Annotated in this window: 20 protein-coding genes and 1 pseudogene; 9 read left to right on the top strand and 12 right to left on the bottom strand. The window is 40.6% G+C overall.

Annotation, left to right across the window (positions count from 1 at the left end):
• Positions 1-367 precede the first annotated feature (367 nt).
• Entirely contained in the window at positions 368-2,602 is a 2,235-nt protein-coding gene (locus L5B71_RS00990; protein ID WP_265756448.1) for a nitric-oxide reductase large subunit, read from the top strand.
• 105 nt (positions 2,603-2,707) lie between these two features.
• Here the strand turns inward: L5B71_RS00990 and thrS are convergent, their stop codons facing one another.
• Positions 2,708-4,648 (bottom strand): threonine--tRNA ligase, encoded by a 1,941-nt coding sequence (gene thrS, locus L5B71_RS00985; RefSeq protein ID WP_265756447.1) that lies wholly within the window; start codon positions 4,646-4,648, stop codon positions 2,708-2,710.
• A gap of 274 nt (positions 4,649-4,922) precedes the next feature.
• Positions 4,923-5,573, bottom strand: a complete 651-nt coding sequence (grxB, locus tag L5B71_RS00980) for a glutaredoxin 2 (RefSeq protein WP_265756446.1) — start codon at positions 5,571-5,573, stop codon at positions 4,923-4,925.
• A gap of 152 nt (positions 5,574-5,725) precedes the next feature.
• Between grxB and L5B71_RS00975 the strand changes: the two genes are divergently transcribed.
• Together L5B71_RS00975 and hxpB are read left to right on the top strand one after the other, a co-directional pair.
• A complete protein-coding gene (locus tag L5B71_RS00975; protein ID WP_265756445.1) occupies positions 5,726-6,595 on the top strand; it encodes a fructosamine kinase family protein in 870 nt (289 codons plus the stop codon).
• Positions 6,592-7,236 (top strand): hexitol phosphatase HxpB, encoded by a 645-nt coding sequence (gene hxpB, locus L5B71_RS00970; protein WP_265756444.1) that lies wholly within the window; start codon positions 6,592-6,594, stop codon positions 7,234-7,236. The genes L5B71_RS00975 and hxpB overlap by 4 nt, the downstream gene beginning before the upstream one ends.
• Positions 7,237-7,439: 203 nt before the next feature.
• On the opposite strand, the gene sucD is transcribed toward hxpB, so the two are convergent.
• From sucD to sucA, 4 genes are all read right to left on the bottom strand, one after another.
• Positions 7,440-8,309: a succinate--CoA ligase subunit alpha gene (gene sucD, locus L5B71_RS00965; protein WP_265756443.1), complete on the bottom strand. Its 870-nt coding sequence runs from the start codon at positions 8,307-8,309 to the stop codon at positions 7,440-7,442.
• Between the two features lies 1 nt (position 8,310).
• Complete coding sequence (gene sucC, locus L5B71_RS00960; RefSeq protein WP_265756442.1) at positions 8,311-9,477, bottom strand: ADP-forming succinate--CoA ligase subunit beta; 1,167 nt, start codon at positions 9,475-9,477, stop codon at positions 8,311-8,313.
• A 101-nt stretch (positions 9,478-9,578) separates the two neighbouring features.
• Positions 9,579-10,811 carry a 2-oxoglutarate dehydrogenase complex dihydrolipoyllysine-residue succinyltransferase gene (odhB, locus tag L5B71_RS00955; protein WP_265756441.1) on the bottom strand — a complete coding sequence of 411 codons (1,233 nt, stop codon included), beginning with the start codon at positions 10,809-10,811 and terminating at the stop codon, positions 9,579-9,581.
• A gap of 86 nt (positions 10,812-10,897) precedes the next feature.
• The gene (gene sucA / locus L5B71_RS00950) at positions 10,898-13,693 is read right to left on the bottom strand and encodes a 2-oxoglutarate dehydrogenase E1 component (RefSeq protein ID WP_265756440.1); all 2,796 of its coding nucleotides are present in this window, start codon (positions 13,691-13,693) and stop codon (positions 10,898-10,900) included.
• Between the two features lie 353 nt (positions 13,694-14,046).
• On the opposite strand from sucA, the gene L5B71_RS00945 reads away from it, so the two are divergent.
• Positions 14,047-15,339, top strand: a complete 1,293-nt coding sequence (locus L5B71_RS00945; RefSeq protein ID WP_265756439.1) for a citrate synthase — start codon at positions 14,047-14,049, stop codon at positions 15,337-15,339.
• Positions 15,340-15,426: 87 nt separating this feature from the next.
• Here L5B71_RS00945 and L5B71_RS00940 read toward each other — a convergent pair whose 3' ends face one another.
• The 3 genes from L5B71_RS00940 to gloB form a co-directional block, all read right to left on the bottom strand.
• On the bottom strand, positions 15,427-15,900 hold the full coding sequence (locus L5B71_RS00940) for a hypothetical protein (protein ID WP_265756438.1): 474 nt from the start codon (positions 15,898-15,900) through the stop codon (positions 15,427-15,429).
• Positions 15,901-16,008: 108 nt separating this feature from the next.
• Entirely contained in the window at positions 16,009-17,160 is a 1,152-nt protein-coding gene (gene rnd / locus L5B71_RS00935) for a ribonuclease D (RefSeq protein WP_265756437.1), read from the bottom strand.
• 58 nt (positions 17,161-17,218) lie between these two features.
• Positions 17,219-17,920: a hydroxyacylglutathione hydrolase gene (gene gloB / locus L5B71_RS00930; RefSeq protein ID WP_265756435.1), complete on the bottom strand. Its 702-nt coding sequence runs from the start codon at positions 17,918-17,920 to the stop codon at positions 17,219-17,221.
• Between the two features lie 17 nt (positions 17,921-17,937).
• Here gloB and L5B71_RS00925 point away from each other — a divergent pair, with 17 nt between their 5' ends.
• The 3 genes from L5B71_RS00925 to L5B71_RS00915 all read left to right on the top strand — a co-directional run bounded on the left by L5B71_RS00925 (position 17,938) and on the right by L5B71_RS00915 (position 21,101).
• Positions 17,938-18,648, top strand: a complete 711-nt coding sequence (locus L5B71_RS00925) for a class I SAM-dependent methyltransferase (protein ID WP_265756434.1) — start codon at positions 17,938-17,940, stop codon at positions 18,646-18,648.
• A gap of 112 nt (positions 18,649-18,760) precedes the next feature.
• Positions 18,761-20,530, top strand: coding sequence for a 30S ribosomal protein S12 methylthiotransferase accessory factor YcaO (gene ycaO / locus L5B71_RS00920; protein ID WP_265756433.1), 1,770 nt, complete (start codon positions 18,761-18,763; stop codon positions 20,528-20,530).
• Between the two features lie 133 nt (positions 20,531-20,663).
• A complete protein-coding gene (locus L5B71_RS00915) occupies positions 20,664-21,101 on the top strand; it encodes a YhcB family protein (RefSeq protein ID WP_265756432.1) in 438 nt (145 codons plus the stop codon).
• Between the two features lie 57 nt (positions 21,102-21,158).
• Here the strand turns inward: L5B71_RS00915 and recR are convergent, their stop codons facing one another.
• The gene (gene recR / locus L5B71_RS00910; RefSeq protein ID WP_265756431.1) at positions 21,159-21,764 is read right to left on the bottom strand and encodes a recombination mediator RecR; all 606 of its coding nucleotides are present in this window, start codon (positions 21,762-21,764) and stop codon (positions 21,159-21,161) included.
• Positions 21,765-21,847: 83 nt separating this feature from the next.
• A complete protein-coding gene (locus L5B71_RS00905; RefSeq protein WP_103853095.1) occupies positions 21,848-22,177 on the bottom strand; it encodes a YbaB/EbfC family nucleoid-associated protein in 330 nt (109 codons plus the stop codon).
• 118 nt (positions 22,178-22,295) lie between these two features.
• Between L5B71_RS00905 and L5B71_RS00900 the strand changes: the two genes are divergently transcribed.
• Together L5B71_RS00900 and L5B71_RS00895 are read left to right on the top strand one after the other, a co-directional pair.
• Entirely contained in the window at positions 22,296-24,212 is a 1,917-nt protein-coding gene (locus L5B71_RS00900) for a DNA topoisomerase III (protein WP_265756430.1), read from the top strand.
• 209 nt (positions 24,213-24,421) lie between these two features.
• Positions 24,422-24,685: pseudogene (locus L5B71_RS00895) on the top strand (IS1595 family transposase); the annotation flags it as partial.
• A gap of 377 nt (positions 24,686-25,062) precedes the next feature.
• Here the strand turns inward: L5B71_RS00895 and L5B71_RS00890 are convergent.
• Positions 25,063-25,611: a TetR/AcrR family transcriptional regulator gene (locus L5B71_RS00890; protein WP_265756428.1), complete on the bottom strand. Its 549-nt coding sequence runs from the start codon at positions 25,609-25,611 to the stop codon at positions 25,063-25,065.
• Positions 25,612-25,636: the final 25 nt, after the last annotated feature.

Below are 25,636 nucleotides of genomic sequence, written 5' to 3'. Positions count from 1 at the left end.
AATCGAAATTATCGTATCCGATTATGACTGGTGCTTCTAGATTTTGCTTTTTTTCATCGCCCTAATTTTAGGAAAATAAAGCATAACTATGTGTTATGTCGTATTTATTATTAATCACTTTTCGCTATTACAAGTAAAAATCTCAAAAAATTTGATCTAAAGCAATAAAATATCATTTGATTCTGCACAACAAAAAATAGTTGATAAAATTAGTCAAGTATTGATATCAATACACAAAGAGTATCTTGCTATTTTCTCGTATTAAACTAGCAAGCTCTTCTGAGAATAAAGATAAAATAACAATAAAAACAATATGTTATATTGTTATTCATCGATTTCTATTTTTTATTTGTATGGAGAATTGATTATGGGGCAATATAAAAAGCTCTGGTACACGCTCATAGTGGTACTAATCGGAGCATTTTCTATTCTCGGCTATTTTGGTGTAGATATTTATCGGGAAGCACCACCGATTCCTGAAAAATATGTTAATACCAATGGCGAAACCTTAATAACAAAAGAGGAAATTTTACAAGGGCAAACTGCTTGGCAAACCACAGGTGGAATGCAACTTGGTTCAATTTGGGGACACGGGGCTTACCAAGCGCCAGATTGGACGGCTGATTGGTTACATCGTGAATTAACCAACTGGTTAGATATTACTGCACAAAATGAATTTGGTAAAAATTTTGCTAACTTAGATGAAGATCAAAAAGCAGTATTGCAATCTCGCTTAACCCGTGAATATCGTGGAAGTAAGGTGCAAAACGGTGTAGTACAACTATCGGAAACTCGCCAAAAAGCCATTGAGAAAACCGCACAGTATTATATTTCATTATACGGTGATGATCCGCAATTTAAGCTAACTCGTGATCATTTCGCAATGAAAGATAACACACTACCCGAGTTATCTCACCGCCAAGATCTGACTAAGTTTTTCTTCTGGACTGCGTGGACTGCTTCAGCAAATCGTCCAAATACTGAGGCGACTTATACCAATAACTGGCCACACGAACCACTTATTAATAACGTGCCGACAGCAGAAAATATTGTTTGGTCTATCGCCAGTATTGTTTTCCTTATTTTAGGCATTGGCACAATGGTTTGGGTGTGGTCATTTAAGAAAAAAGAAGACGAGCAAGATCCCGTGCCAGCGGCAGTTGACCCACTCACTAAAATTCAACTCACGCCATCACAAAAGGCATTAGGAAAATATCTATTCACGGTAGTCGCTCTCTTTATTGTGCAGGTTACATTAGGTACCGTTGTCGCACACTATACCGTTGAAGGGCAAGATTTCTACGGCATTCCATTATCAGAGTACCTCCCTTACTCATTGCTACGCACTTGGCACGTACAAAGTGCATTGTTCTGGATTGCAATGGCATTCTTGGCTGGTGGCTTATTCCTTGCTCCAATTATTAATGGCGGTAAAGATCCAAAATACCAAAAACTCGGTGTTGATATTCTATTCTGGGCATTAGTGGTTTTAGTGGTCGGCTCCTTTACAGGTAGCTACCTCGCTATCGCTCACCAAATCCCGCAAGAATTGAGCTTTATGTTTGGTCATCAAGGTTATGAATTTATTGATTTAGGCCGCTTCTGGCAAGCCGTGAAATATGTTGGTATTTTATTCTGGCTAGTCCTAATGTTCCGTGGCACGATCAATGCGTTCAAACAACCGGGCGATAAAAACCTACTTGCTCTCTTCTTCGCCTCTGTTATTGCTATAGGTCTATTCTATGGCCCAGCCTTATTCTATGGTGAACATACCCATTTATCTGTGATGGAATACTGGCGCTGGTGGGTGGTACACCTATGGGTTGAAGGCTTCTTTGAAGTATTCTCCGTGGCGGCACTTTCCTTTATTTTTGTAAGTTTAGGCTTAGTATCACGCCGTACTGCAACGGTTTCAACCATCGCCTCTGCCTCTATTTTCCTAATCGGCGGCATACCGGGAACATTCCACCACCTCTACTTTGCAGGTGCAACCACACCAATTATTGCTGTAGGGGCATCATTCTCTGCCTTAGAAGTAGTGCCATTAGTGTTGCTCGGTTATGAAGCGTGGGAACACTGGTCAATGCAACAAAAAGCACCTTGGATGGAACATTTAAAATGGCCAATTTACTGCTTTGTTGCTGTGGCATTTTGGAATATGTTAGGTGCTGGCGTATTTGGTTTCTTAATCAATCCACCAATTTCACTTTACTATGTACAAGGGTTAAATACCACAGCGGTACACGCTCACGCCGCACTGTTTGGTGTTTATGGCTTCCTTGCACTAGGTTTTGTGTTCCTTATCGTCCGTTATTTACGTCCAAATACCCCATTTGATAACAAACTAATGAAATTCGGTTTCTGGAGTTTAAACATCGGATTGATCGTAATGATTTTATCTAGCCTACTGCCAATCGGCGTTATCCAAGCACACGCCAATATGGTGCACGGCTTATGGTATGCCCGTGGTGAAGAATTTATGCAACAAGATCTCTTCGTTACCCTACGTTGGGTGCGTATTGTGGGCGATGTAATTTTCGTTGTCGGAGCATTGTCATTCTTCTGGCAAATGGTGAAAATGGTTTTTGCTAAACCGCAATAAGGCTAACATCTAAAATCTAAATAATTAAAAATCCCTACAAAATACGGGGATTTTTAATTACAAAATAAAAGCGAGCATTTAGCTCGCTTTCTTATTTTTTGTGAATTAATCTTGATCAAGCTCACCAAGCAATTTTAACTCTCGGTTTTTCACTTGATTTTTCAGAATTTCGGTAAATTCTGCCACGGTAAACGTGCCTAAATCTGCGCCCCTACGGGTACGCACGGCGATTTTACCTTCGGCAATCTCTTTATCGCCACAAACCAACATATAAGGCACACGGCGTAAGGTGTGTTCACGGATTTTGAAGCCGATTTTTTCGTTGCGCAAATCCGCTTTGGCACGCAAGCCTGCATCAGATAATTTTTTCACCACAGATTGTACATAATCGGCCTGTGAATCAGTAATGTTAAGCACTACAGCTTGTACCGGCGCTAACCACGCTGGGTAGAAGCCTGCGTATTCTTCGGTAATGATACCGATAAAGCGTTCTAGTGAGCCTAAAATCGCACGGTGAATCATTACAGGTGTGCGTCTGTCATTATCTTCAGCGACATAGGTGGCATTTAAACGACCCGGTAAGGCGAAATCAAGCTGAATTGTGCCGCATTGCCATTCACGGTCTAAGCAATCACGCAAGGCAAATTCAATTTTCGGCCCATAGAATGCTCCTTCGCCTTCTTGGATTTCATAATCTAAGCCATTGTGTTTTAACGCATTGGCTAAGCCCTGCTCTGCTCTGTCCCACATTTCATCAGAACCGATACGTTTTTCTGGACGAGTAGACAGTTTTACTTGAATATTGTTGAAACCAAAGGTGCTGTAAATATCGTAAACCATACGGATACAGCTGGTTACTTCGCTTTCAATTTGATCTTCAGTACAGAAAATATGCGCATCATCTTGAGTAAAACCGCGTACACGCATTAAACCGTGCAATGAACCTGATGGCTCGTTACGGTGGCAAGAACCAAATTCCGCCATACGAATTGGCAGATCGCGATACGATTTCAAGCCTTGGTTGAAAATTTGAACGTGCCCCGGGCAGTTCATTGGCTTAATCGCATATTCACGGTTTTCTGATGAAGTGGTGAACATTAAATCACCATAGTTTTGCCAGTGGCCTGTTTTTTCCCATAACACACGATCCATCATAAATGGACCTTTCACTTCTTGGTAATCGTACTCTTTCAATTTAGTACGCACGAAAGTTTCAAGCTCACGGAAAATCGTCCAACCGTCATTGTGCCAGAACACCATACCCGGTGCTTCTTCTTGCATATGGTAGAGATCAAGCGCTTTACCAATTTTACGGTGATCGCGTTTTGCCGCTTCTTCTAAACGTTGTAAATAGGCAGCCAATTGTTTTTTATCCGCCCACGCTGTGCCGTAAATACGTTGTAACATTTTGTTTTTGCTATCGCCACGCCAATATGCGCCAGCCACTTTTTGTAATTTAAAATTATGGCAAAAACGCATATTTGGCACGTGTGGCCCACGGCACATATCAATATATTCTTGGTGATGATAAAGCGCTGGCGTTGCAGTTTTTTCGATGTTTTCATCTAAAATCGCCATTTTGTATGGCTCGCCACGCTGCTCAAAAGTCTCTCTTGCTTCTTGCCAACTTACTCGTTTTTTCACCACGTCATAGTTGGTTTTTGCCAGATCAAGCATTCTTTTTTCAATGGCATCAAGATCTTCTTGCGTTAAAGAGCGGTCTAAATCCACGTCATAATAGAAACCATTTTCAATGGTTGGCCCGATAGCCATTTTCACATCTGGGAAAAGCTGTTTAATTGCGTGTCCTAATAAATGCGCGCAAGAGTGGCGAATAATTTCTAATCCGTCTTCATCTTTTGCAGTGATAATTTCTAAATTGGCATCTTGATCAATCAGATCGCACGCATCACGGCGTTCACCGTTCACACGCCCTGCAATGGTCGCTTTGGCTAAACCTGCACCAATATCTTGTGCCACTTCAAGCACAGTAACAGGTTTATCAAATTGGCGCTGTGAGCCATCGGGTAAAGTAATAATTGGCATATTAAATCCTTATACAGTGGTTACCCATACGAGAGGTAACTTGTTGATTAAATTAAAAATAAAGCAAAAAAGCTCCGCACTTTAGGGGCTATTGATAATTCATTCTGCATTTGCGTTATCAACAGCCCCTTGAATACCTACAATGTATTTTTCGCACCGTGCTTTATAGGTTATCGAATTGCTTTTGCAATGACTTTCGATGCAAGCTTGCGATCATACGCTATTTTGCGATGAAAACCAACTTTCTGCCCCATTTTACCAGGCTTTTTGTGGGTTAAACTGCTTTATCGAAATATAATTCCACTTGGGATAATTTTGCCATTGTTTCCACATAGGCTTTCACTTTCGGCGGGAACACAAGCCCTTTCACGCAAGTGAGATTACGCAGCATTGGGAAAAGCAAAATATCTTCCATAGAAAGCTGACCATTCGCGCCATTTTCTGACAAAATCAAATACTCAAGTGCGGTGAAATCTTGCTGTAATTTTTCGATATATTGGGCAGAATTTGCCAGATTTTCGGCGAAATCACCAATACTTTCAGTTTTCTTTTTAACGAAATAATCCACCGCACTTTGGGTAGCAAATTCAGGCAAGCCTAATTTCACGAAACGCGGTAATAAAAGATGATTATAATAACGGCTTACGACCTGCATCCACGCTTGCAGATCGCTACGCACATCATCATCTGGCAACAACAGATCCCCATAATTTTGATCCACATAATGGACAATATCCAAACTTTCTGGCATTGCCGTGCCGTCTTCTTTAATCAAAATTGGTGCCATTTTTTTGCCGATGAGTGATACTGGCGTGGCTTCATCATCACTCAATAACACTTGCTCTTCCACAGGCAAATTTTTCAAGCCAAAAATCATTCTGGCTCGCACGCAGAATGGACAATGATCATAAACGTATAATTTCATTTTTTGCTCCTTACTAAACAATTTAAGCGAATAGACGCTACCTTACCGCAAATTTTTCTCTCCGCAAATAAAAAACTTGAAGTTCATCACAGATTATTTTACTCATTTCCTTTATGATTAAGCCGTGGCGCAAGTGGAATATGGGAGGACTTATGTGGAAATCAATTTCTCAAGTTTTAGCCGAACATCTTGGTGCGTATTATTTTATCAAGCAAAAACGCAAAGTGCATACTGGCGAAATGCACGAAGCTTGGATTATTGATGATGGAATCCAGCCCGTTTTTGTAAAAATTAATGAAAAATCCTATCGATCTATGTTTCGTGCCGAAGCAGATCAGCTGGAATTGCTCGCCAAAACAGGGACAATTCAAGTACCGCAAGTTTACGGCGTAGGCTGCTCACAAAACCACAGTTTTTTACTGCTAGAAGCCCTTCCTTTCAGCGAACCTAACGAGCAATCAATGGCGCAATTTGGCACGCAATTAGCCAACTTGCACCAATGGGGCAATACCGAGCATTACGGACTCGATTTTGACACTTGGCTTGGGCCGGTTTATCAACCAAATGGTTGGTCGGATAATTGGGCGAAATTTTTCAGCGAACAACGCATTGGCTGGCAATTACAGATCTGCAAAGAGAAAGGTTTAGCGTTTACTGATATTGATGAATTAGTCGCCGTTGTCGCCAAAGGGCTAGCCAAACATCAGCCCAAACCCGCCTTATTGCACGGCAATCTTTGGATTGAAAACTGTGCTGTGGCAAATGGCAAACCTTTTACTTACGATCCAGCCTGTTACTGGGGTGATCACGAATGCGATCTTGCATTTAGTGAATTATTCCAGCCGTTGCCTGAAAAATTCTATCAAAATTATCACCGCACTTTACCGATTGATGAAGGTTATGCGCAACGTAAACCACTTTATCAGCTTTATTATTTATTGAATTTTAGCCATCGTTTTTCTGCCCATTATGTGGCGCTCACCAAAGCGATCATTGAAAAAATACTCAAGGGAAATTTATGAAATTTCAAGCAGTTATCTTCGATATGGACGGCGTTCTGATTGATTCCGAACCTTTTTGGAAACAAGCAGGCGTGGAAGTATTTAGTCAAATCGGCATTCCTGTCAGCTTGCAAGAAATGCAAGAACTCACGGGAATGCCCGCTTTGGGCATTGTAAAAACCGTTTATCAACGCTATCAACAAATGCCTGTTCCAATTGAAGAAATGGTAAAACGAATGAATAATTGCGCCATTTCAATGATTTTGGAAAATAAACCGTTAATGTCAAATGTGCCAGAAACCCTTGAAAAACTTACCGCACTTGGTTGTAAGCTGGCAGTTGCTTCTGCCTCGCCACGTTATTTATTAGAGCAAATTACCAAGCGTTGTAACATTTCACAGTATTTTCAATATCTTTCATCTGCCACAGAATTGGATTACAACAAACCGCATCCGCAGGTCTATTTACATGCTGCCCATCAATTAGGAGTAGAACCTCAAGCCTGTTTAGGGATCGAAGACTCCGTGGTAGGAATGACTGCGGTGAAAGCCGCTTCAATGCACTGTGCGGTTATCCCCGCGCCAGTTGAGCGCAATAATCCACGTTGGACGTTAGCTGATCATCAATTAAAAAGTGTAAAAGAGATTCTTTCCCTCTTTTAAAGATACTTATCTCAATTTTAAATGGGGAAAACAATCATACGTGATATATTGTAACCCCTACTAATAAGGTGGACATATTGTCCATCATAGACTAACAATATAAGATCTACTTAATCTTTAACCCGAATAATCATTAGCTACGCCATCAATAAGCAACGGTATCTATAGGCTAGATAGCTCGTGTTTATTTCGTAAAAAAAGAGCTACTTTAATAAGGTTTTTAATGCTATACCAATCTCTATTAAACTCTTCACTGTCGTCACGCCCGCTTGTTGTAGCGCGTGGATTTTTTCATCGGCAGTGCCTTTTCCGCCACTGATAATTGCGCCTGCGTGTCCCATTCGTTTGCCTTTTGGTGCAGTAATACCAGCAATATACGCCACCACAGGTTTGGTGATATGATGACGGATAAATTCTGCTGCTTCTTCTTCCGCACTACCACCGATTTCGCCAATCATCACGATGGCTTCAGTTTCAGGATCTTGTTGGAAGCGTTTGAGAATATCAATAAAGCTTGAACCGGGGATTGGATCGCCGCCAATGCCTACGCAAGTGGATTGTCCAAAGCCCTCATCAGTGGTTTGTTTAACTGCTTCATAGGTTAATGTGCCTGAGCGAGAAACAATGCCGATACGTCCTTTTTTGTGAATATTGCCCGGCATTATGCCAATTTTGCATTCTTCAGGGGTGATAATTCCAGGGCAGTTTGGCCCGATCATCACCACACCCGTTTCATTGAGTTTTTGTTTCACTTGTAGCATATCCAACGTAGGAATGCCCTCAGTGATACAAACGATTAAGGATAATCCTGCGTTAATCGCTTCAAAAATGGCATCTTTGCAAAATGGTGCTGGAACATAAATCACTGTTGCTGTTGCACCGGTTTGTTCAACGGCTTCGCACACGGTATTAAACACAGGCAAGCCTAAATGGGTTGTGCCGCCTTTCCCTGGGGAAACGCCGCCCACTAATTTTGTGCCATAAGCAAGGGCTTGTTCAGAATGAAATGTGCCTTGTCCCCCAGTGAAACCTTGGCAAATCACTTTGGTGTCTTTGTTCACTAAAATTGACATTTTACTCTCCCTTTGCCACTTTCACGACTTCGCTTGCCGCTTGTTGTAAACTTTGTGCTGAAATAATATTGGTATCGCTTTCTGCCAACATTGTGCGACCCAATTCCGCATTTGTCCCCTCTAAACGCACCACTACAGGCACATTTACGCCGACTTCTTTACTGGCTGCGATAATGCCTTCGGCGATGAGATCACAGCGTACAATGCCACCAAAAATATTGACTAAAATGGCTTTCACTGAAGGATCGGTTAAGATGATTTTAAAGGCTTCTGCCACACGCTCTTTGGTTGCACCGCCGCCCACGTCAAGGAAATTGGCTGGCTGTCCGCCGTATAATTTCACAATATCCATTGTTCCCATTGCCAGCCCTGCACCATTAACCATACAGCCAATGTTGCCATCTAAGGCGACATAGTTGAGATTCCATTTTTCTGCTTGGGCTTCACGGGGATCTTCTTGGCTAAGATCGCGCATTGCAAGCAAATCTGAATGGCGATATAAGGCATTGCTGTCCACTACCACTTTGGCATCAAGACAATCGAGATCACCATTTTCTAAAATCACCAATGGATTGACTTCTAATAATGCCAGATCTTTTTCGATAAATAGGCGGTTTAGCTGGCAAAATATGTCGGTAAATTGCTTGATTTGTTTGCCTTCTAAGCCGAGTTTGAAGGCTAATTCTCTGCCTTGATATGGCATTCCACCAACCAATAAATCAATGCTGGTGCGGTGTAATAAGTGCGGTGTTTTTTGCGCCACTTCTTCAATATTCACGCCACCTTCTGTGGAAACCATAAAGACAATTTGTTGCGAGCTGCGATCAATAATCGCACTGAGATACAGTTCTTTTTTTACCGCTACATAGCGTGTTACATAAATATGATTAATGAGCTGCCCTTTGGCATCGGTTTGAAAGGTAACAAGACGCTTGCCCAAAAATTTGTCAAAAAACGTGCGCACTTCTTGTTCAGAGCTAACCACTTGGACGCCCCCCGCTTTACCACGTCCGCCTGCGTGAACTTGGCATTTCAGTACCCATTTTGAGCCAGCTAATTTTTTGATAGCTTCTAATCCTTGTTCTAGGGTTTCACACACATAACCTTCACCGACAGGCAAGCCATATTGGGTGAAAAGCTGTTTTGCTTGATATTCGTGTAAATTCATGGATTTATCTTTCTCCCTTTGTTACGCAGTGCTTAACAATAAATCTGCAGATAAATTGATAAAAATAAGGCGATAAGCGTCCTTATCGCCTTATTTCAAGGCTACACTTCTAATAATAAACGCGCTGGATCTTCCAGCATTTCTTTAATAGTGACTAAAAAACCAACACTTTCACGCCCATCAATTAAACGATGATCGTAAGAAAGGGCCAAGTACATCATTGGGCGGATCACTACTTCACCATTCACTGCCACTGGGCGATCTTTAATGGCGTGCATACCTAAAATAGCACTTTGCGGTGGATTGATGATTGGCGTAGACATCAGTGATCCAAACACACCACCGTTGGTAATAGTGAAGTTTCCACCGGTGAGATCTTCCACCGTTAATTTACCATCACGACCTTTTTCTGCTAACACTTTGATTTGCTTTTCAATTTCCGCCATACTCAGTTTATCGCAGTTGCGTAATACTGGCGTTACCAAACCGCGTGGGGTGGAAACAGCAATGCTGATGTCGAAATAGTTGTGATACACAATGTCATCACCGTCAATAGAGGCATTTACTTCAGGATAGCGTTTTAGTGCTTCTACCACCGCTTTCACATAAAAAGACATAAAACCTAAGCGAGTGTCGTGAGATTTCTCAAATTTCTCTGCGTATTTTTTGCGTAGTTGCATAATCGGTTGCATATCCACTTCGTTGAAGGTGGTGAGCATTGCAGTACTGTTTTTCGCTTCTAATAAACGTTCTGCCACGCGCTTACGTAAACGAGTCATTGGTACACGTTTTTCATCACGCCCTGATAAATTTAATGCTGGTTCAGGGAATTGCGATTCCGTTTGTGTCTGAGATTGTGCTTGCGCTACTTTTTGTGCGACAGTACGTTCAATGTCTTCGCGGGTGATACGCCCACCTACACCCGTACCTTGTACTTCTTCTGCTTTGAGATCATTTTCGGCCAGTAAACGGCGTGCTGCTGGACTAACCACATCCGCGTTAGTCGGCTCTGATGTTAAGTTGGCTAAATGGCGATCCGCTGGCGTGCTTTCCACTTTTTGCACACTTTCTTTAGTGTCATTGCCTGCCGTAGCTAAAGCTGAAACTTTACCTAGTACTTGGTTGCTAATCACCGTTGCACCTTGCGCTTCAATGATGCTTTCTAATACACCATCAGCAAGTGCAGGTACTTCAAGCACGACTTTGTCAGTTTCAATTTCCACTAAAACTTCATCACGTTTTACTTCATCCCCCACTTTCTTATGCCAAGTAGCAACCGTAGCATCTGCCACAGATTCAGGTAGCACAGGAGTTAAAATCTCAAAATCGCTCATTTTTCTATTCCTTCTTTATTTGCGTTTTATTTGCATTCAGATGTACAAAAGTGCGGTGATTTTTGACCGCACTTTTTGCCTACCAATTATTCTAAAGCCTCATTCACTAAGGCACGTTGTTGTTCATTATGTAAAGACATATAGCCCACCGCTGGCGATGCTGAAGCCGGTCTGCCCACATAGCGCAGTTTACCGTGTTCTGGCAATGAACTCACAAAGTTATGTTGGCTACAATACCACGCCCCTTGGTTTTGCGGTTCTTCTTGACACCATACATAATCAGTAACCTGATCATAAGGGGCAAGTGCCGCTTTCATTTCTTCGTGCGGATAAGGATAAAGCTGTTCCACACGCACAATCGCTACATCTGTTTGGTTAGTTTTGCGGCGTTGTTCTAATAAATCGTAATACACTTTACCTGAACACATTACCACTCGTTTCACTTGTTTTGGATCAAGCTGGTCAATTTCGCCAATCACATTTTGATAAGCACCGTTCACCAACTCTTCTTTGCTAGATACCGCAAGTGGGTGGCGCAGTAAAGATTTTGGTGTAATCACAATCAATGGACGGCGCACTTTACGCAACATTTGGCGGCGTAATAAATGATAAATTTGTGCTGGCGTTGAAGGTACGCAAACTTGCATATTTTGTTGCGCACAAAGCTGTAAATAGCGCTCTAACCGTGCAGATGAATGCTCTGGCCCTTGTCCTTCATAACCGTGTGGTAATAACATGACTAAACCACACATTCTGCCCCATTTTTGCTCGCCTGAACTGATAAATTGGTCAATCACCACTTGCGCAACATTTGCGAAATCACCGAATTGTGCTTCCCAAATAGTGAGCGTTTTTGGTGTTGCCGTAGCATAGCCATATTCATAAGCAAGTACGGCTTCTTCTGAAAGCACCGAATCCCACACTTCAAAATGCCCTTGCTGGTTATGTAAATGCGTAAGTGGGGTGTAAATTGTGGCATCTTTTTGGCTATGTAAGACAGAATGACGGTGGAAGAATGTGCCACGTCCTGCGTCTTCACCAGATAAGCGAACGTTATAGCCTTCATCCAACAAGGTGGCGTAAGCCATTGTTTCTGCCATTCCCCAATCAAATAGTTTTTCACCTTTTGCCATGAGACGGCGATCATCATAGATTTTTTTCACGCGCGAATGAAGTGGGTGATTCTCTGGATATTCACACACTTTTAAAGCAAGTGCTGTAAAGCGTTCTTCATCGAAACTGCCTTCGTAATCAGACCATTCTTGGCTAAGGAATTTCATCCAATCCGAGGCTTCAACATCACGCTCACGCCATTCTGGCACAACGCAATCGCCATTGTCTAAAGCGTCACGATAATTATTCATTAATTCTAGGCTGTAAGCCTCGTCAATCACGTTGTCTGCAATTAAGCGATCAGCGTACACTTTGCGTGGGGTTGGGTGGCGTTTAATGCGCTCATACATTAATGGCTGAGTAACAGAAGGTTCGTCCGCTTCATTGTGTCCGTGACGGCGATAGGAAACCAGATCGATAAAAATATCACGCTTGAATTTGGTTCTGAATTCCACCGCCATTTGCGCAGCATAAGCCACGGCTTCAGGATCATCACCATTAACGTGAATGACAGGCGCTTCAATCATTTTCGCAATGTCGGTACAATATTCTGTAGAACGAGTATCGTGTGGATTAGAAGTGGTGAAACCAATTTGATTGTTGATAACAATACGAATTGTCCCCCCCACAGAATAACCACGGGTTGCTGACATATTAAGGGTTTCTTGCACCACACCTTGCCCTGCAACAGCGGAATCACCGTGTACTGTTATCGGTAATACTTTAGAACGCTCAACATCATTAATGCGATTTTGTCTAGCTCGAACTGATCCTAGTACCACTGGGTTTACAATCTCCAAATGAGAAGGATTAAATGCTAAAGCCAAATGTACTAAACCATCCTCTGTCATAAAATCAGAAGAAAAACCCTGGTGGTATTTCACATCACCAGTTCCATTACCTTGATGTTTTCCTGCAAATTCATCAAATAATTCTAGTGTTTTTTTCCCTAGAACATTTACTAATAAGTTTAAACGCCCACGATGCGCCATACCCATTACAATTTCTTTAATACCGTTTTTAGCACCTTGACGAATAATTTCTTTTATCAACAAAATAAAGGCATCACTGCCCTCAAGAGAAAAACGTTTTGCTCCAGGGAATTTTGCGCCAAGATAGCGCTCTAATCCATCTGCTGCGGTTAATTCTTCTAGGAATTTAAGCTGTTGTTGTTTGCTAAATAAAGGTTGATTTAACAAATTTTCTAACTTTTTCTGTAGCCAAGTTCGTGCCTCAAGATCATTAACATGCATAAACTCAAGACCAATCGGTCCACAATAGGTTGATTTTAATGATGAGGAAAGCTCACGCAGACTAATTCTTTCTTTATTATAAACATAGCCACTAATGTCAAATACTTCATCAAGATCATCATCTGTAAAGCCATAAAATTTGTAATCTAAGGTTGGAGAATCCATTCTTTGCCAAATTTTTAGTGGATCGAGATCTGCGTGAAGATGTCCACGATTACGGTGCGCATTAACCCACTGCAACAATTTAACCAATCGTTTGCTCACTTTAGGATCAATAACACTCACCCCTTCTGCACCATTATCTCTTGCTAACCGTTTAAAATATTGACGAATCGGCGTATGTGCTTGCTCAGCGGCAGTATGTTTTGGCAATGCATTAAAAATTTGCCGCCAACTCTCATCGACAGAATTTGAGTCTTGAAGATAGCTTTCATAAAGCTCTTCAATATAAGATTGATTTGCCCCATTTAGAGAGCTAGAGGCTAACCATTCACTGATTGGGCTTGTTTGCTTCATTAAAATCACCTGATTTTATTTATTATAACATACAGAATAAAGTGACAATTATTTCTATTATACATGGGTTTATACAACAAAACTGCTACGTTTTGATTTTACTTAGTTTAAAAACAAATTGCCAAAATAAGCAACCGATTAATTTTACAAAGCATTAACATTTTTTTTCATTTTTTGATCTCTATCTCATTTTGGGAAAAAATAACATTTTTTTAACAATTTTTTTTACTAATTATAAAGACAGCGTTAATAGAAAAGGTTATAGTGAAATAGAAAACTATTCTTAAAACTATTTTATACACAATATTAGACCAAGTAACTTAATACTCAAGCAGGCTATAAGAGGAGTGTTTATGAGTGAATTAACTGCAAAATTAACATTAAGTGATGGACGTGAACTACAACTTCCAGTTAGAAAGGGGGCTCTAGGTTATGACGTTGTTGATGTGCAATCATTAGTCAAAAATAAACTCTTTACTTTCGATCCTGGATTTATGTCAACCGCATCTTGTGTTTCAGAAATAACCTATATTGATGGTGATGAAGGAATTTTATTACACCGTGGTTATCCGATTGACGAATTAGCTAAAAATGGAACATATCTTGAAGTAGCACATTTACTTCTTTTCGGTGAACGTCCTAACAAACAGGAATATGAAAATTTTGTTCAACTTGTACGCAGGCATACACTTGTGCACGAACAAATTTCTCGCTTTTTTCATGGTTTCCGCAGAGATTCTCACCCAATGGCAATTATGTGTGGGGTGAGCGGTGCACTAGCCGCGTTTTATCATGATTCATTGGATATTAACGACATTGAACATCGCGAAATCACAGCTATCCGCTTATTGGCAAAAATGCCAACTCTTGCTGCAATGTGTTATAAGTACTCAATTGGTCAACCTTTTATGTTCCCGCAAAATCACCTTTCTTATTCAGGTAATTTTTTATATATGATGTTTGCAACCCCTTGTGAACCTTATGTTGTAAATCCTGTACTAGAACGTGCAATGGATCGGATTTTTATCTTACACGCTGATCACGAGCAAAACGCCTCAACTTCTACTGTACGTACTGCAGCATCATCAGGAGCAAACCCCTTCGCTTGTATCGCAGCGGGTATCGCTTCGCTTTGGGGACCTTCACACGGTGGAGCAAATGAAGCCTGTATCAATATGTTAGAGGAGATTGGAACAATCGATCGAATTCCTGAATATATTGTTCGAGCAAAAGACAAAAATGATCCATTCCGCTTGATGGGATTTGGACACCGAGTATATAAAAACTACGACCCTCGTGCTAAAGTTATGCGCCAGACTTGCCATGAGGTGCTAAAAGAACTAAATATCAATAATCCATTATTTGATGTTGCAATGGAGTTGGAACGTATTGCACTGAGTGATCCGTATTTTATAGAGCATAAACTCTATCCAAATGTGGATTTTTACTCAGGTATAATCCTAAAAGCAATTGGTATTCCAACATCAATGTTTACCGTGATGTTTGCTCTTGCTAGAACAGTTGGTTGGATAGCTCATTGGAAAGAGATGTTTAAACCTGGCAATATGAAAATTGTACGACCTCGCCAGCTTTATACCGGCCATGTACAACGTCCATTTGCACCATTAGATAAAGAAAAAGAATAAAACTCAGCCAAAAATAAGCCGCACTTAGAAGTGCGGCTTATTTTTTACTATACTTGCCTAAATCGGTACGATTTTATAACGACATAGCTAGTGAGTATTAGCATATTTTGCTGCAAGTTCAGCACGCATTCTTTGCAAATCAGCTGTCAGCAATTGTGCTTTTTGTGTTTTTTCCTGTAACGACTTAACAACTTCATTTGATGGTGACGGATTATTCGCTAAATTAATGACAGATTCTGTCAAATCAGATGAATAAGTTAGCACTTCGATAGTTTTATCTTGCAATTTTTGAATTTCAGGATCTTTAATATTAATTGCTTTTAACGATTTAATTAGTTTCGTATTACGCTCAACTAACGCCACCATCGCTTCTTTTAATTGAGTCGTATCACCAGTTGAAATTTTCTGATTATATTGAGTCTGAAAGCTAGCTTGATCAACTTGATTTAATTGCATCCATTCAGCTAATTTTGCATAATCAGCTTTTGGATCAGCTTTATTACAGGCAGCTAAAAATAAAGCAAACAGCGTCACTACGCCAATTTTTATAAATTTATTCATTGAATCGATTTTCCTTTAACGTTTATAAATTAATGATGTAAAGTCACCTAAATGGCGACATAAAAGGTGCATTCTATCTTTCTCACTTTCAGATTGCAAAAAATATTATTAAAAGTTTTGTAAAGATTGCAATAACTTTCTGCCAAATACCCTACGCCAATCTTTTAGTAAAGAAGGTAAATCATTCGGATCTTGCTTTTTAAACCAGCACCATTTCATCAATGCTTCTAAACTGCGTTTCGTTGCTAATACATCAGTTGGCAAATCTGATGGCGTTATCTCTTTTAGGCACTGCTGTAGTGCTTTTAATGCTGGACGATAACGCTCATCATCAGCTAGACGTAAAATAGGAGGCGGATAGTCATCTTTATTACTGCGTCTGGATTGATCCAAAATTTGTAACATTTTTTTACCATGAATACGCACTTCACTAATCGATAGCCCTAATTCTAGTAAATGAGAGATATTTTTGGGATCATTTTTAGCTAATAACCACAAATGTTCAGCTTTTACTACAAAATTTTGCGCTAAATCACGTTTTATGGCTTCTTCATAACGCCATTTTGCCAGTAATTTTAATCGCATTAACTCAAGGGAGTTCAAGCGCCAACTATTAGCAATATCCAAATATGCCTTATCAGCTTGTTTGAGCTGTTGGCTATTTTTGACTAAATTTTCACATTCAAATTGTACCGCACTTTTCCAAGAACTTTGCGAAAGTTGTTGGTCTAATTGCTGATATAACGGTAATAAATACCACACATCTGCTGCGGCATAACGACATTGTCTATCAGTTAAGGGCCGTGCCAACCAATCAGTACGAGAAGCCCCTTTGTCTAATTTAAGCTGAAAAAACTGTTCGACCAAGCTTGCAAATCCTGCCGATGCACCAAACCCTAAAAAATGCGCCACCACTTGCGTATCCATCATCGGCGTGGGAACTTGTTGAAAATAATGATTAAAAATTTCCAAATCCTCTTTGCAAGCATGTAGCACTTTAACAACATTTTGGTTCGCCAATAGCTGAATGAAAGGCGAAAAGTCACTGATTTTATTTGGATCAATCAAGCTCACCTGTTCACCATCATAAAGCTGAATAAGTCCTAATTTAGGATAAAAGGTGCGAATGCGGATAAATTCCGTATCCAAGGCAATATGGCGACTCTGCGCTGCTTTTTGACAAACATCGGCTAAGGCTTGATCGGATTCCACCATTTGAAAGGAGGGGGGAAAATAAATCTCTTTAATCACTAGACTCATAGTTTTACAACATTTTAAACATTAAAAAATCACGATAATTTATACCGCACTTCTATCACTAGCTCTGATCTTTTAACTTTCGCCATTGGGTAAATTGCACCAAATTTTCTGCTTGTAAGAAAGGATTAATCTGTTTTTCTAGCCCCAAGGTGGTGGGTAAGCTTGGTTGGTGCTCTTGGCGTAAAGCGGCAATTTTCGCCACATAATCTATCAAAAATGCCGATTTTGGCAACACTTTCTCGGCAAATTGTAAATTGCTTAAGGTATATTCGTGCGCGGGGCAGACAATAGTGCTATCTGGCAAGGCGTTGAGCCGTTGGAGCGAATCAAACATTTGCGCGTAATCCCCTGTAAACACGCGTCCACAACCGCCTGAAAATAAGGTATCTCCACAGAACAAATGCCCGTCCACCACAAAACTCACGTGATTTTCCGTGTGTCCGCCCGAGGGCAACACTTGAATTTGATAATGCGTGGTGCGAATTTCCCCTGCATTAATAATTTGCGTTGCTCCCAATTCTGCCGTTTCTTGTGGACCAAACACAGGCACATTAGGATAATGCTGTCCAAATTCAGCCAAGCCACCAACGTGATCTTGGTGTTTATGGGTAAGCAGCACAGCCTCCACTTCAAGCTGATGTTGCTGCAAATAAGCAAGCAAAGGGGCGCTTTCTGCGATGTCGATCACAATTACGGGTAAATTTTCTCGTGCATACAGCCAAATATAGTTATCATTAAGTGCAGGAATGGGAACTAGCATATTGATCCTTATTGAAAATGAACTGGAATATTCCTTGTAATGCAAGGCAAAATAAACCTCAAACACTGCTAAGCTGGCAACACATACCACAAGGCGTGCGCTATTGTAGCGTAATTCAGCAATATTTAACAAAGCACTTTGCACAAATTTCTGGTGATTATTGCCTGAAATTGGGTGCGTTAAGTGGTGAAGTGGCTTATTATCCTTGCGATCAACAAATTATTGTGAGCAAAAAAATTCCATCAAATTTAACCGCACTTTCGCAATGTCCATACATTGATTTAGTGCAAGGTCAGGCCACAGCCCTGCCTTTTGTCGATGAATGTTTCTCCGCCTGCTTATTAGCACACGGCTTACACTTTACCAATAATCCACACCAAGTGTTACGCGAAATAACCCGAACTCTCAATCAAGAAGGGATCTTATTTCTTTCATTATTTAATCCGCTTAGTATCTTTTCACTTAAGCAACATTTGCCTTTTGGTGCAAATAAATCGCCGTTCAAACCTTATTTTGCTAGTCGGCTTTTGGATTGGTTGAGCCTGCTCAATTTTGAGCTGCTCGATCAGCAATATTTATCCTTGCAAGGGAAAGCCCATTATTTTGGCGAAATGATGATCATTGTGGCACAAAAACGAACTTTGCCAATGACTTTAAATACGCAAACTTCCCCCCCTTCACCCCAACTTAATCCTGCCACTGCCTTCCGTCAGGCGATTAAATCATAACATCTACTGAGATAAAGCGTACCAAATAAAAGGCTGCTTCCCCCTTGCTGAATAGGTGAAACTTGCCTATTATGCACAGCTCAATATGATTCGCCCTACTGGAGAACACAAAATGACCGAACAAACCTTTATTCCGGGCAAAGATGCCGCCCTTGAAGATAGCATTGCAAAATTTCAGCAAAAATTGACCGCACTTGGATTCAATATTGAAGAAGCTTCTTGGCTCAATCCTGTGCCAAATGTTTGGTCTGTGCATATTCGTGATAAAGATTGTCCGCAATGCTTCACTAACGGTAAAGGAGCGAGCAAAAAAGCGGCGCTGGCTTCTGCCTTAGGGGAATATTTTGAACGTCTTTCCACCAACTATTTCTTTGCCGATTATTATCTTGGGCAAGATCTCGCCAATGCGCCTTTTGTGCATTATCCCAATGAAAAATGGTTTGAAATTGAAGATGAAACCGAGCTGCCCGAAGGCATTTTAGATGAGCATTTATTGGCTTATTATGATCCCAATGGCGAATTAACGCCTGATTTATTGATCGATCTCCAATCGGGCAATGCAGAACGTGGCATTGTAGCAATGCCTTATGTACGTCAATCAGATAACCAAACGGTGTATATTCCACAAAGCATTATCGCCAACCTTTATGTTTCCAATGGAATGTCCGCAGGCAACAGCTTATTTGAAGCGCGTGTGCAAGGGCTTTCAGAAGTGTTTGAGCGTTATGTCAAAAATAAAATCATTGCAGAGGCCATTAGCTTGCCACTCATTCCACAAGATGTAATGCAGCGCTACCCTGCGGTGCAAGAAGCCATTGCAACCCTTGAACAAGAGGGCTTTCCAATTCTCGCTTATGATGCGTCCTTAGGGGGAAAATATCCTGTAATCTGTGTGGTGTTGCTCAATCCACAAAATGGCACTTGCTTTGCCTCTTTCGGCGCGCACCCTAATTTTGGCGTGGCATTGGAACGCACGGTAACTGAATTATTACAAGGCCGCAGCCTGAAAGATCTTGATGTGTTCACACCGCCTTCTTTCAATAATAATGATGTGGCGGAACACGCCAATTTGGAAACGCATTTTATTGATTCAAGCGGTTTAATTTCTTGGGATTTATTCAAACAAGATAGTGATTATCCTTTTGTGGACTGGGATTTTTCTGGCACAACAGAACAAGAATATCAAAATCTGATGGCGATTTTCCAAGCACTCAATCAAGAAGTGTATATTATGGATTATCAGCATCTCGGCGTGTACGCTTGCCGCATTATTGTGCCGGGAATGTCGGATATTTACCCTGTAGATGATTTAATCTATGCCAATAACAATATGGGAATGGATTGGCGCGAAATCTTGCTTGATCTGCCCCATTTCCATCATGATCAAGACACTTATCAAGAATTACTTGACGAGCTTGATGAACAAGGCATTGATGATGCCACGCGTGTGCGTGAGTTTATTGGCATTGTGCCGCCGCCAAAATCAGGCTGGACAACCTTGCGCATTGGCGAACTCAAAGCAATGCTCTATCTTGCCACACAAGAATTAGAAAATGCCTTAGATTGGACGAACTGGACGCTGAATATGAATCAATCAGTGTTCACGCCTGAGCGCGCGAATTATTACCGTTGCTTAGTAAACAGCCTAGAATTATTCCTTGATGAACATCGTAAGCCTGCCCAATATCGTGCAGTATTTGAGAAAATGTATGGCAAAAGTGCGGTGGAATTTGCTTGGAATACCATTCAAGGTGGCAATCCGTTCTATGATTTATTGGCTGATGATGAGCATTTACAACAATTCCACGCGCATCAAAAATTACTCGACGCCTATCATAAATTACAAAAAGCCAAAGCGAACTATTGGCAAAGTGCAATTTAAGCTAGCATAGCAAAATAAGGTGTGCGAATGCACCTTATTTGTCTAATATATTTTTTTGTGATGTTTGCTAAAGAAATAGATTAAAATTAATGTTATGATACAAAAGGTTCTTTTCTCACCATAAGGAGTTTTTATGCAAAATTGGACACTTGAAATGTGGCAACCCGCCCTAATTGGTTTAGTAGTAGGTTTTATTCTCGCTTATTTGTTATTACGCTTTACTAAAGATTCAGTAAAGAAACAAGTGAAAACTGAAACTGAATTGCAAAAAGTAAAATCAGAATTAGCTCAACAAAAACAACATTTAGAAAAACATTTTTCTGACAGTGCAGAGCTATTGAAAACCCTTGCACAGGATTATCAAAAACTGTATCAACATTTAGCGAGCTCTTCTGTTCAGTTATTGCCTCAATTAGAAAATAAACCTTTATTTCAAAGTAACCTAATTGAACAAACTGAAGTTGAAAATAAAGAGTCAATCGTTTCAGAAGAAAAAAACGAAATCGTTACCGAACCAACAGATGCGACTGAAAACGAAATGGTAACTGAAAAGTTAAAGGCTGAAAAATAAGTATTAAAAGCCATCCTTAAACACAAAAAAGCTAATACAAAAGTATTAGCTTTTTTATTAATACTGAATCTCTCTCCGTCCTGAAAAAGAATGACCGAGTGTGTTGCTATCCACGGTTTCTAACTCACCACCGACAGGAATACCGTGCGCAATGCGGGTGACTTTAATATTCTGCTGCATACAAAGTTCTGCAATGTAATTAGCAGTAGCCTCCCCCTCCACTGTTGGGTTAGTTGCTAGAATGACTTCATGAAAGGTTTCATTTTGCAAGCGTCTATTAAGTAAGTCTAAACCGATTTCTCTTGGCCCGATGCCATCTAAAGGGGAAAGGTGTCCCATTAAGACAAAATAACGTCCTGAAAATTGTCCTGTTTGTTCAATGGCTTGAATGTCAGAAGGTTGCTCTACCACGCAAAGCAAGCCAGTGTTTTGACGGCGTGGATTATTGCAAATGGTGCATACCTCTTCTTCAGTAAACGTTCGACACTGTTCGCAATGCCCAATTTGCGACATTGCGGCGGTTAATGCGCGCGCCAGATCCATTCCGCCATTGCGATCTCGTTGCAATAAATGATACGCCATTCTTTGTGCCGATTTCGGGCCAACCCCGGGTAAACAGCGTAATGCGTCAATAAGATTTTCTAATAATGGGCTTGTTTGCATTGTTTTGCCTAAAAATAAACAAAAAACGCACCGCACTTTGATTTTTAATAAGAAACAAAGTGCGGTGCAAAATTAGAGAAAATTTAGAATGGCATTTTAAAGCCAGGGGGCAATGACATTCCTGCGGTAACCGATGCCATTTTTTCTTTTTGCAATTCTTCTGCACGGCGAACAGCATCATTAAACGCAGCTGCGATAAGATCTTCGAGCATTTCTTTATCGTCTTCCATTAAAGAAGGATCTATTTCAATACGGCGGCAATTATGCGCACCATTTACGGTGATTTTTACCAATCCTGCACCTGATTCACCTGTTACTTCCAACTGTGCAATTTCTTCTTGCATTTTTTGCATACGATCTTGCATTTGCTGGGCTTGTTTCATTAAGTTGCCTAAGCCACCTTTTCCAAACATACTTTTTATCCTCAATGTTAATATTGAGCTACATTCTAACGAAAAATTAATAAATTGGGAATAATCAAATCTGTGTTAAAATGCCAAACTTTGTTTTAGATGATTGATGCTGCCCCCTATGCGATTATTTATAGCCGAGAAACCTAGCCTTGCCCGTGCCATTGCGGATGTGTTACCCAAACCTCATCAGCGCGGTGATGGCTTTATTCGTTGTGGTGAAAATGATTGCGTCACTTGGTGCGTTGGTCATCTATTAGAGCAAGCTGAACCTGACGCTTACGATCCCAAATATAAAACTTGGCGTATAGAAGATTTGCCCATCGTGCCGCAAAAATGGCTGCTTACTCCTAAAAAAACAGTCAAAAAACAGCTAGATACAGTAATAAAGCTGATTCATCAAGCTGATCAACTTATCAATGCAGGTGACCCCGATCGTGAAGGGCAACTGTTGGTCGATGAAGTGTTTAGCTACGCCAATCTTTCTGCTGAGAAAAAAGCACAAATTCAACGCTGCTTAATTAGCGATTTAAACCCAAGTGCGGTGCAAAAAGCGGTAAACAAATTACAATCTAACCAAAACTTTATCCCCCTTGCTACCTCAGCCCTTGCCCGCGCCAGAGCAGATTGGCTGTATGGTATAAATATGACGCGTGCCTACACCAAACGAGGGCAAAATGTAGGCTATCGTGGCGTGCTTTCTGTGGGCCGCGTGCAAACGCCCGTGCTAGGTTTAATCGTTCGCCGAGATCTGGAAATTGAAAACTTTCAACCGAAAGATTATTTTGAAGTGCAGGCTTTTGTGCAAACTAAGGAAACAATTCCGCAAAAATTCACCGCACTTTGGCAGCCAAGCAAAGCTTGCGAAGATTATCAAGATGAAGACGGTCGTGTACTTTCCCGTGCCTTAGCGGAAAATGTGGTGAAGCGCATTACGGGGCAGCCTGCAACGGTAACAGATTATCAAGACAAACGTGAAAAAGAAACCGCGCCCTTGCCTTATTCTCTTTCCGCCTTACAAATTGATGCAGCAAAACGTTATGGCCTTTCAGCCCAAGAAGTGCTGGATATTTGCCAGCGATTATATGAAACACACCGCTTAATCACCTATCCACGTTCCGATTGCCGTTATTTGCCAGAAGAACATTTCGCTGAACGCTATAAAGTGATGAATGCCATTGCCGTTCACACGTCCGATTATCAGCCGTTACCAAATATTATCAACCCTGAACAACGAAACCGTTGCTGGAATGATAAAAAGGTGGAAGCACACCACGCAATTATTCCAACAGCAAAAAATCGGCCTGTCAATCTGACGCAAATGGAACGCAATATCTATCAGCTTATCGCGCGCCAATATTTAGCCCAATTCTGCGCAGATGCGCAATACCGCCGTTGTAAAATCACGTTGAATATTGCGGGAGGAAAATTTGTCGCGGCAGCCAGCAATTTACAAGTTGCTGGCTGGAAAGCACTTTGGGGAAAAGAAAATGATGAGCAAAATAACACTGATCCCTTGCTACCCGAAGTGAAAAAAGGGCAAGCGTTATTCTGTGAAAAAGGGGAGATTCTCAGCAAAAAAACGCAACCGCCAAAGCCATTTTCAGATGCAACCCTGCTTTCTGCAATGACTGGGATCGCCCGTTTCGTGCAAGATAAAGCGTTAAAAAAAATCCTACGCGAAACCGATGGTTTAGGCACAGAAGCCACGCGCGCTAGCATTATTGAACTGCTATTTAAGCGTGGTTTTCTTTATAAAAAAGGACGTCATATTCACAGCACCGAAACAGGGCGGATTTTCATTCAAGCCCTGCCCGACATCGCCACGCTACCAGATATGACTGCCCACTGGGAAGCACAGCTCAACGGCATTAGCCAAAAAACACTGAGTTATCATCAATTTATGCACGAATTAAGACAATCTCTACCTGCTATGCTCAGCTATACAAATTTTGATGCGTTACGACAATTCGGTGCACTCTCAAGAAAAATAGCAAATAAGGTATATAAAAGTAAAAGTGCGGTGAAAAAATCGTAAAAATAAGCACTCTCCAACAGAGTAAACCTTTTCAACAACACGCATTCCAAAAAATCTAACTTATTGAAATAATCTTCTCAAAGAATACCAAATAACTATAAATTGTTTAGGAATATTTTTAATAGAAATAGACACTTTGCTATATTTAGGTTAGATAAGATTAAAAAATAGGGGCTGTATTAGATTAGCAGTAATGTTAGTCTATAAAAATGAAGATAACTCATTGTAAACTCAAGAAATCTATACAGAAAAAACGGCTTGAATTTTTTGTGCTCGAAGTAACAGCCCGTTCAGCAGCAAATTTATTAGAAATCAATCCTAATTCAGCTGCCTCATTTTATCGCAAAATCAGGGAGGTGATTAGCTAGCATTTAGCTCAAGATGCTAATGAAGTTTTTGCAGGTGAAATTGAACTAGATGAAAGCTATTTTGGCGGAAAAAGGGGACGAGGTGCTAAAGGTAAAACAGCTGTTTTGGCAAAATAGCTACTGTCATTTGTGTATACTTAAATGAATAATGGGGCAAGGGTATTAACTATTTCGCATTAAAATAATCTGTGACGAGGTCTTAACTTAAAAAAATATCAACAAATGTCGCCTACCTCTTCTCGAGAACAACAGGAGAGGAGAAGACAACACATCATCAGGCAGTGATTGAATTTTTAAGCGTGTGAAGATAGATGAGCGAATCACATAAAAAGATTCTCAATATAGAACGATCTTACGAGTCACTTACTGGCCATAGATACAGTAGATTATTTGATTGAATTCAGACGGCGTAGCAAATATCTCTATGAATATCCAAATACGGGAATGATAATCATGGCTTTTATTTCGAACCCTTTACTCATTTATCCATTGATTTCTTTTAAAACATTGGCAATTTCACTCCAATCTTGCCCAATATTTCCTTGTCCTGTTTGTCTTGCAACAATCATCCCCTCTCCTACCAAAAACAAAACTTCAGATAAAAGTTCCACATTTTTTTTTCCTTCTTCCATCATTCGCTCACATAAAAACTTTCTAACTTTAGCTTTGTGTGCCGATATTTGAAGGCTGAGCTCTTCTGGTTCTCCGTGAAACTCCGCACTTGCATTGATGAACAGACACCCATTGAAATTATTTTCATTCATCCATTCCGAAATAAACTTCAAATAAGTATCAATGACTGACTGTTCTTTATTATTTGCAAAAAATTCCTCCAGTTTCTGAGTAAATTGCATATCTCGATATTTTAAAACAGCTCTGATTAGCCCCTCCTTGTTACCGAAATGTGCATATAAGGTACGTTTCGTTATTCCGGCCTGCTTTGCCAAAGATTCAACGCCACTTGCATTAAAGCCATTGTTATAAAAGTCAGTATACGCCGACACTACAATATCCTGTTTATTTATAGACATAAATAATTTCTCTTGCAAAAGTAAA

This window comes from Avibacterium sp. 21-586, from assembly GCF_026226775.1.
Classification (GTDB): domain Bacteria; phylum Pseudomonadota; class Gammaproteobacteria; order Enterobacterales; family Pasteurellaceae; genus Avibacterium.
This window is presented reverse-complemented; position numbering and strand designations above follow the sequence as displayed.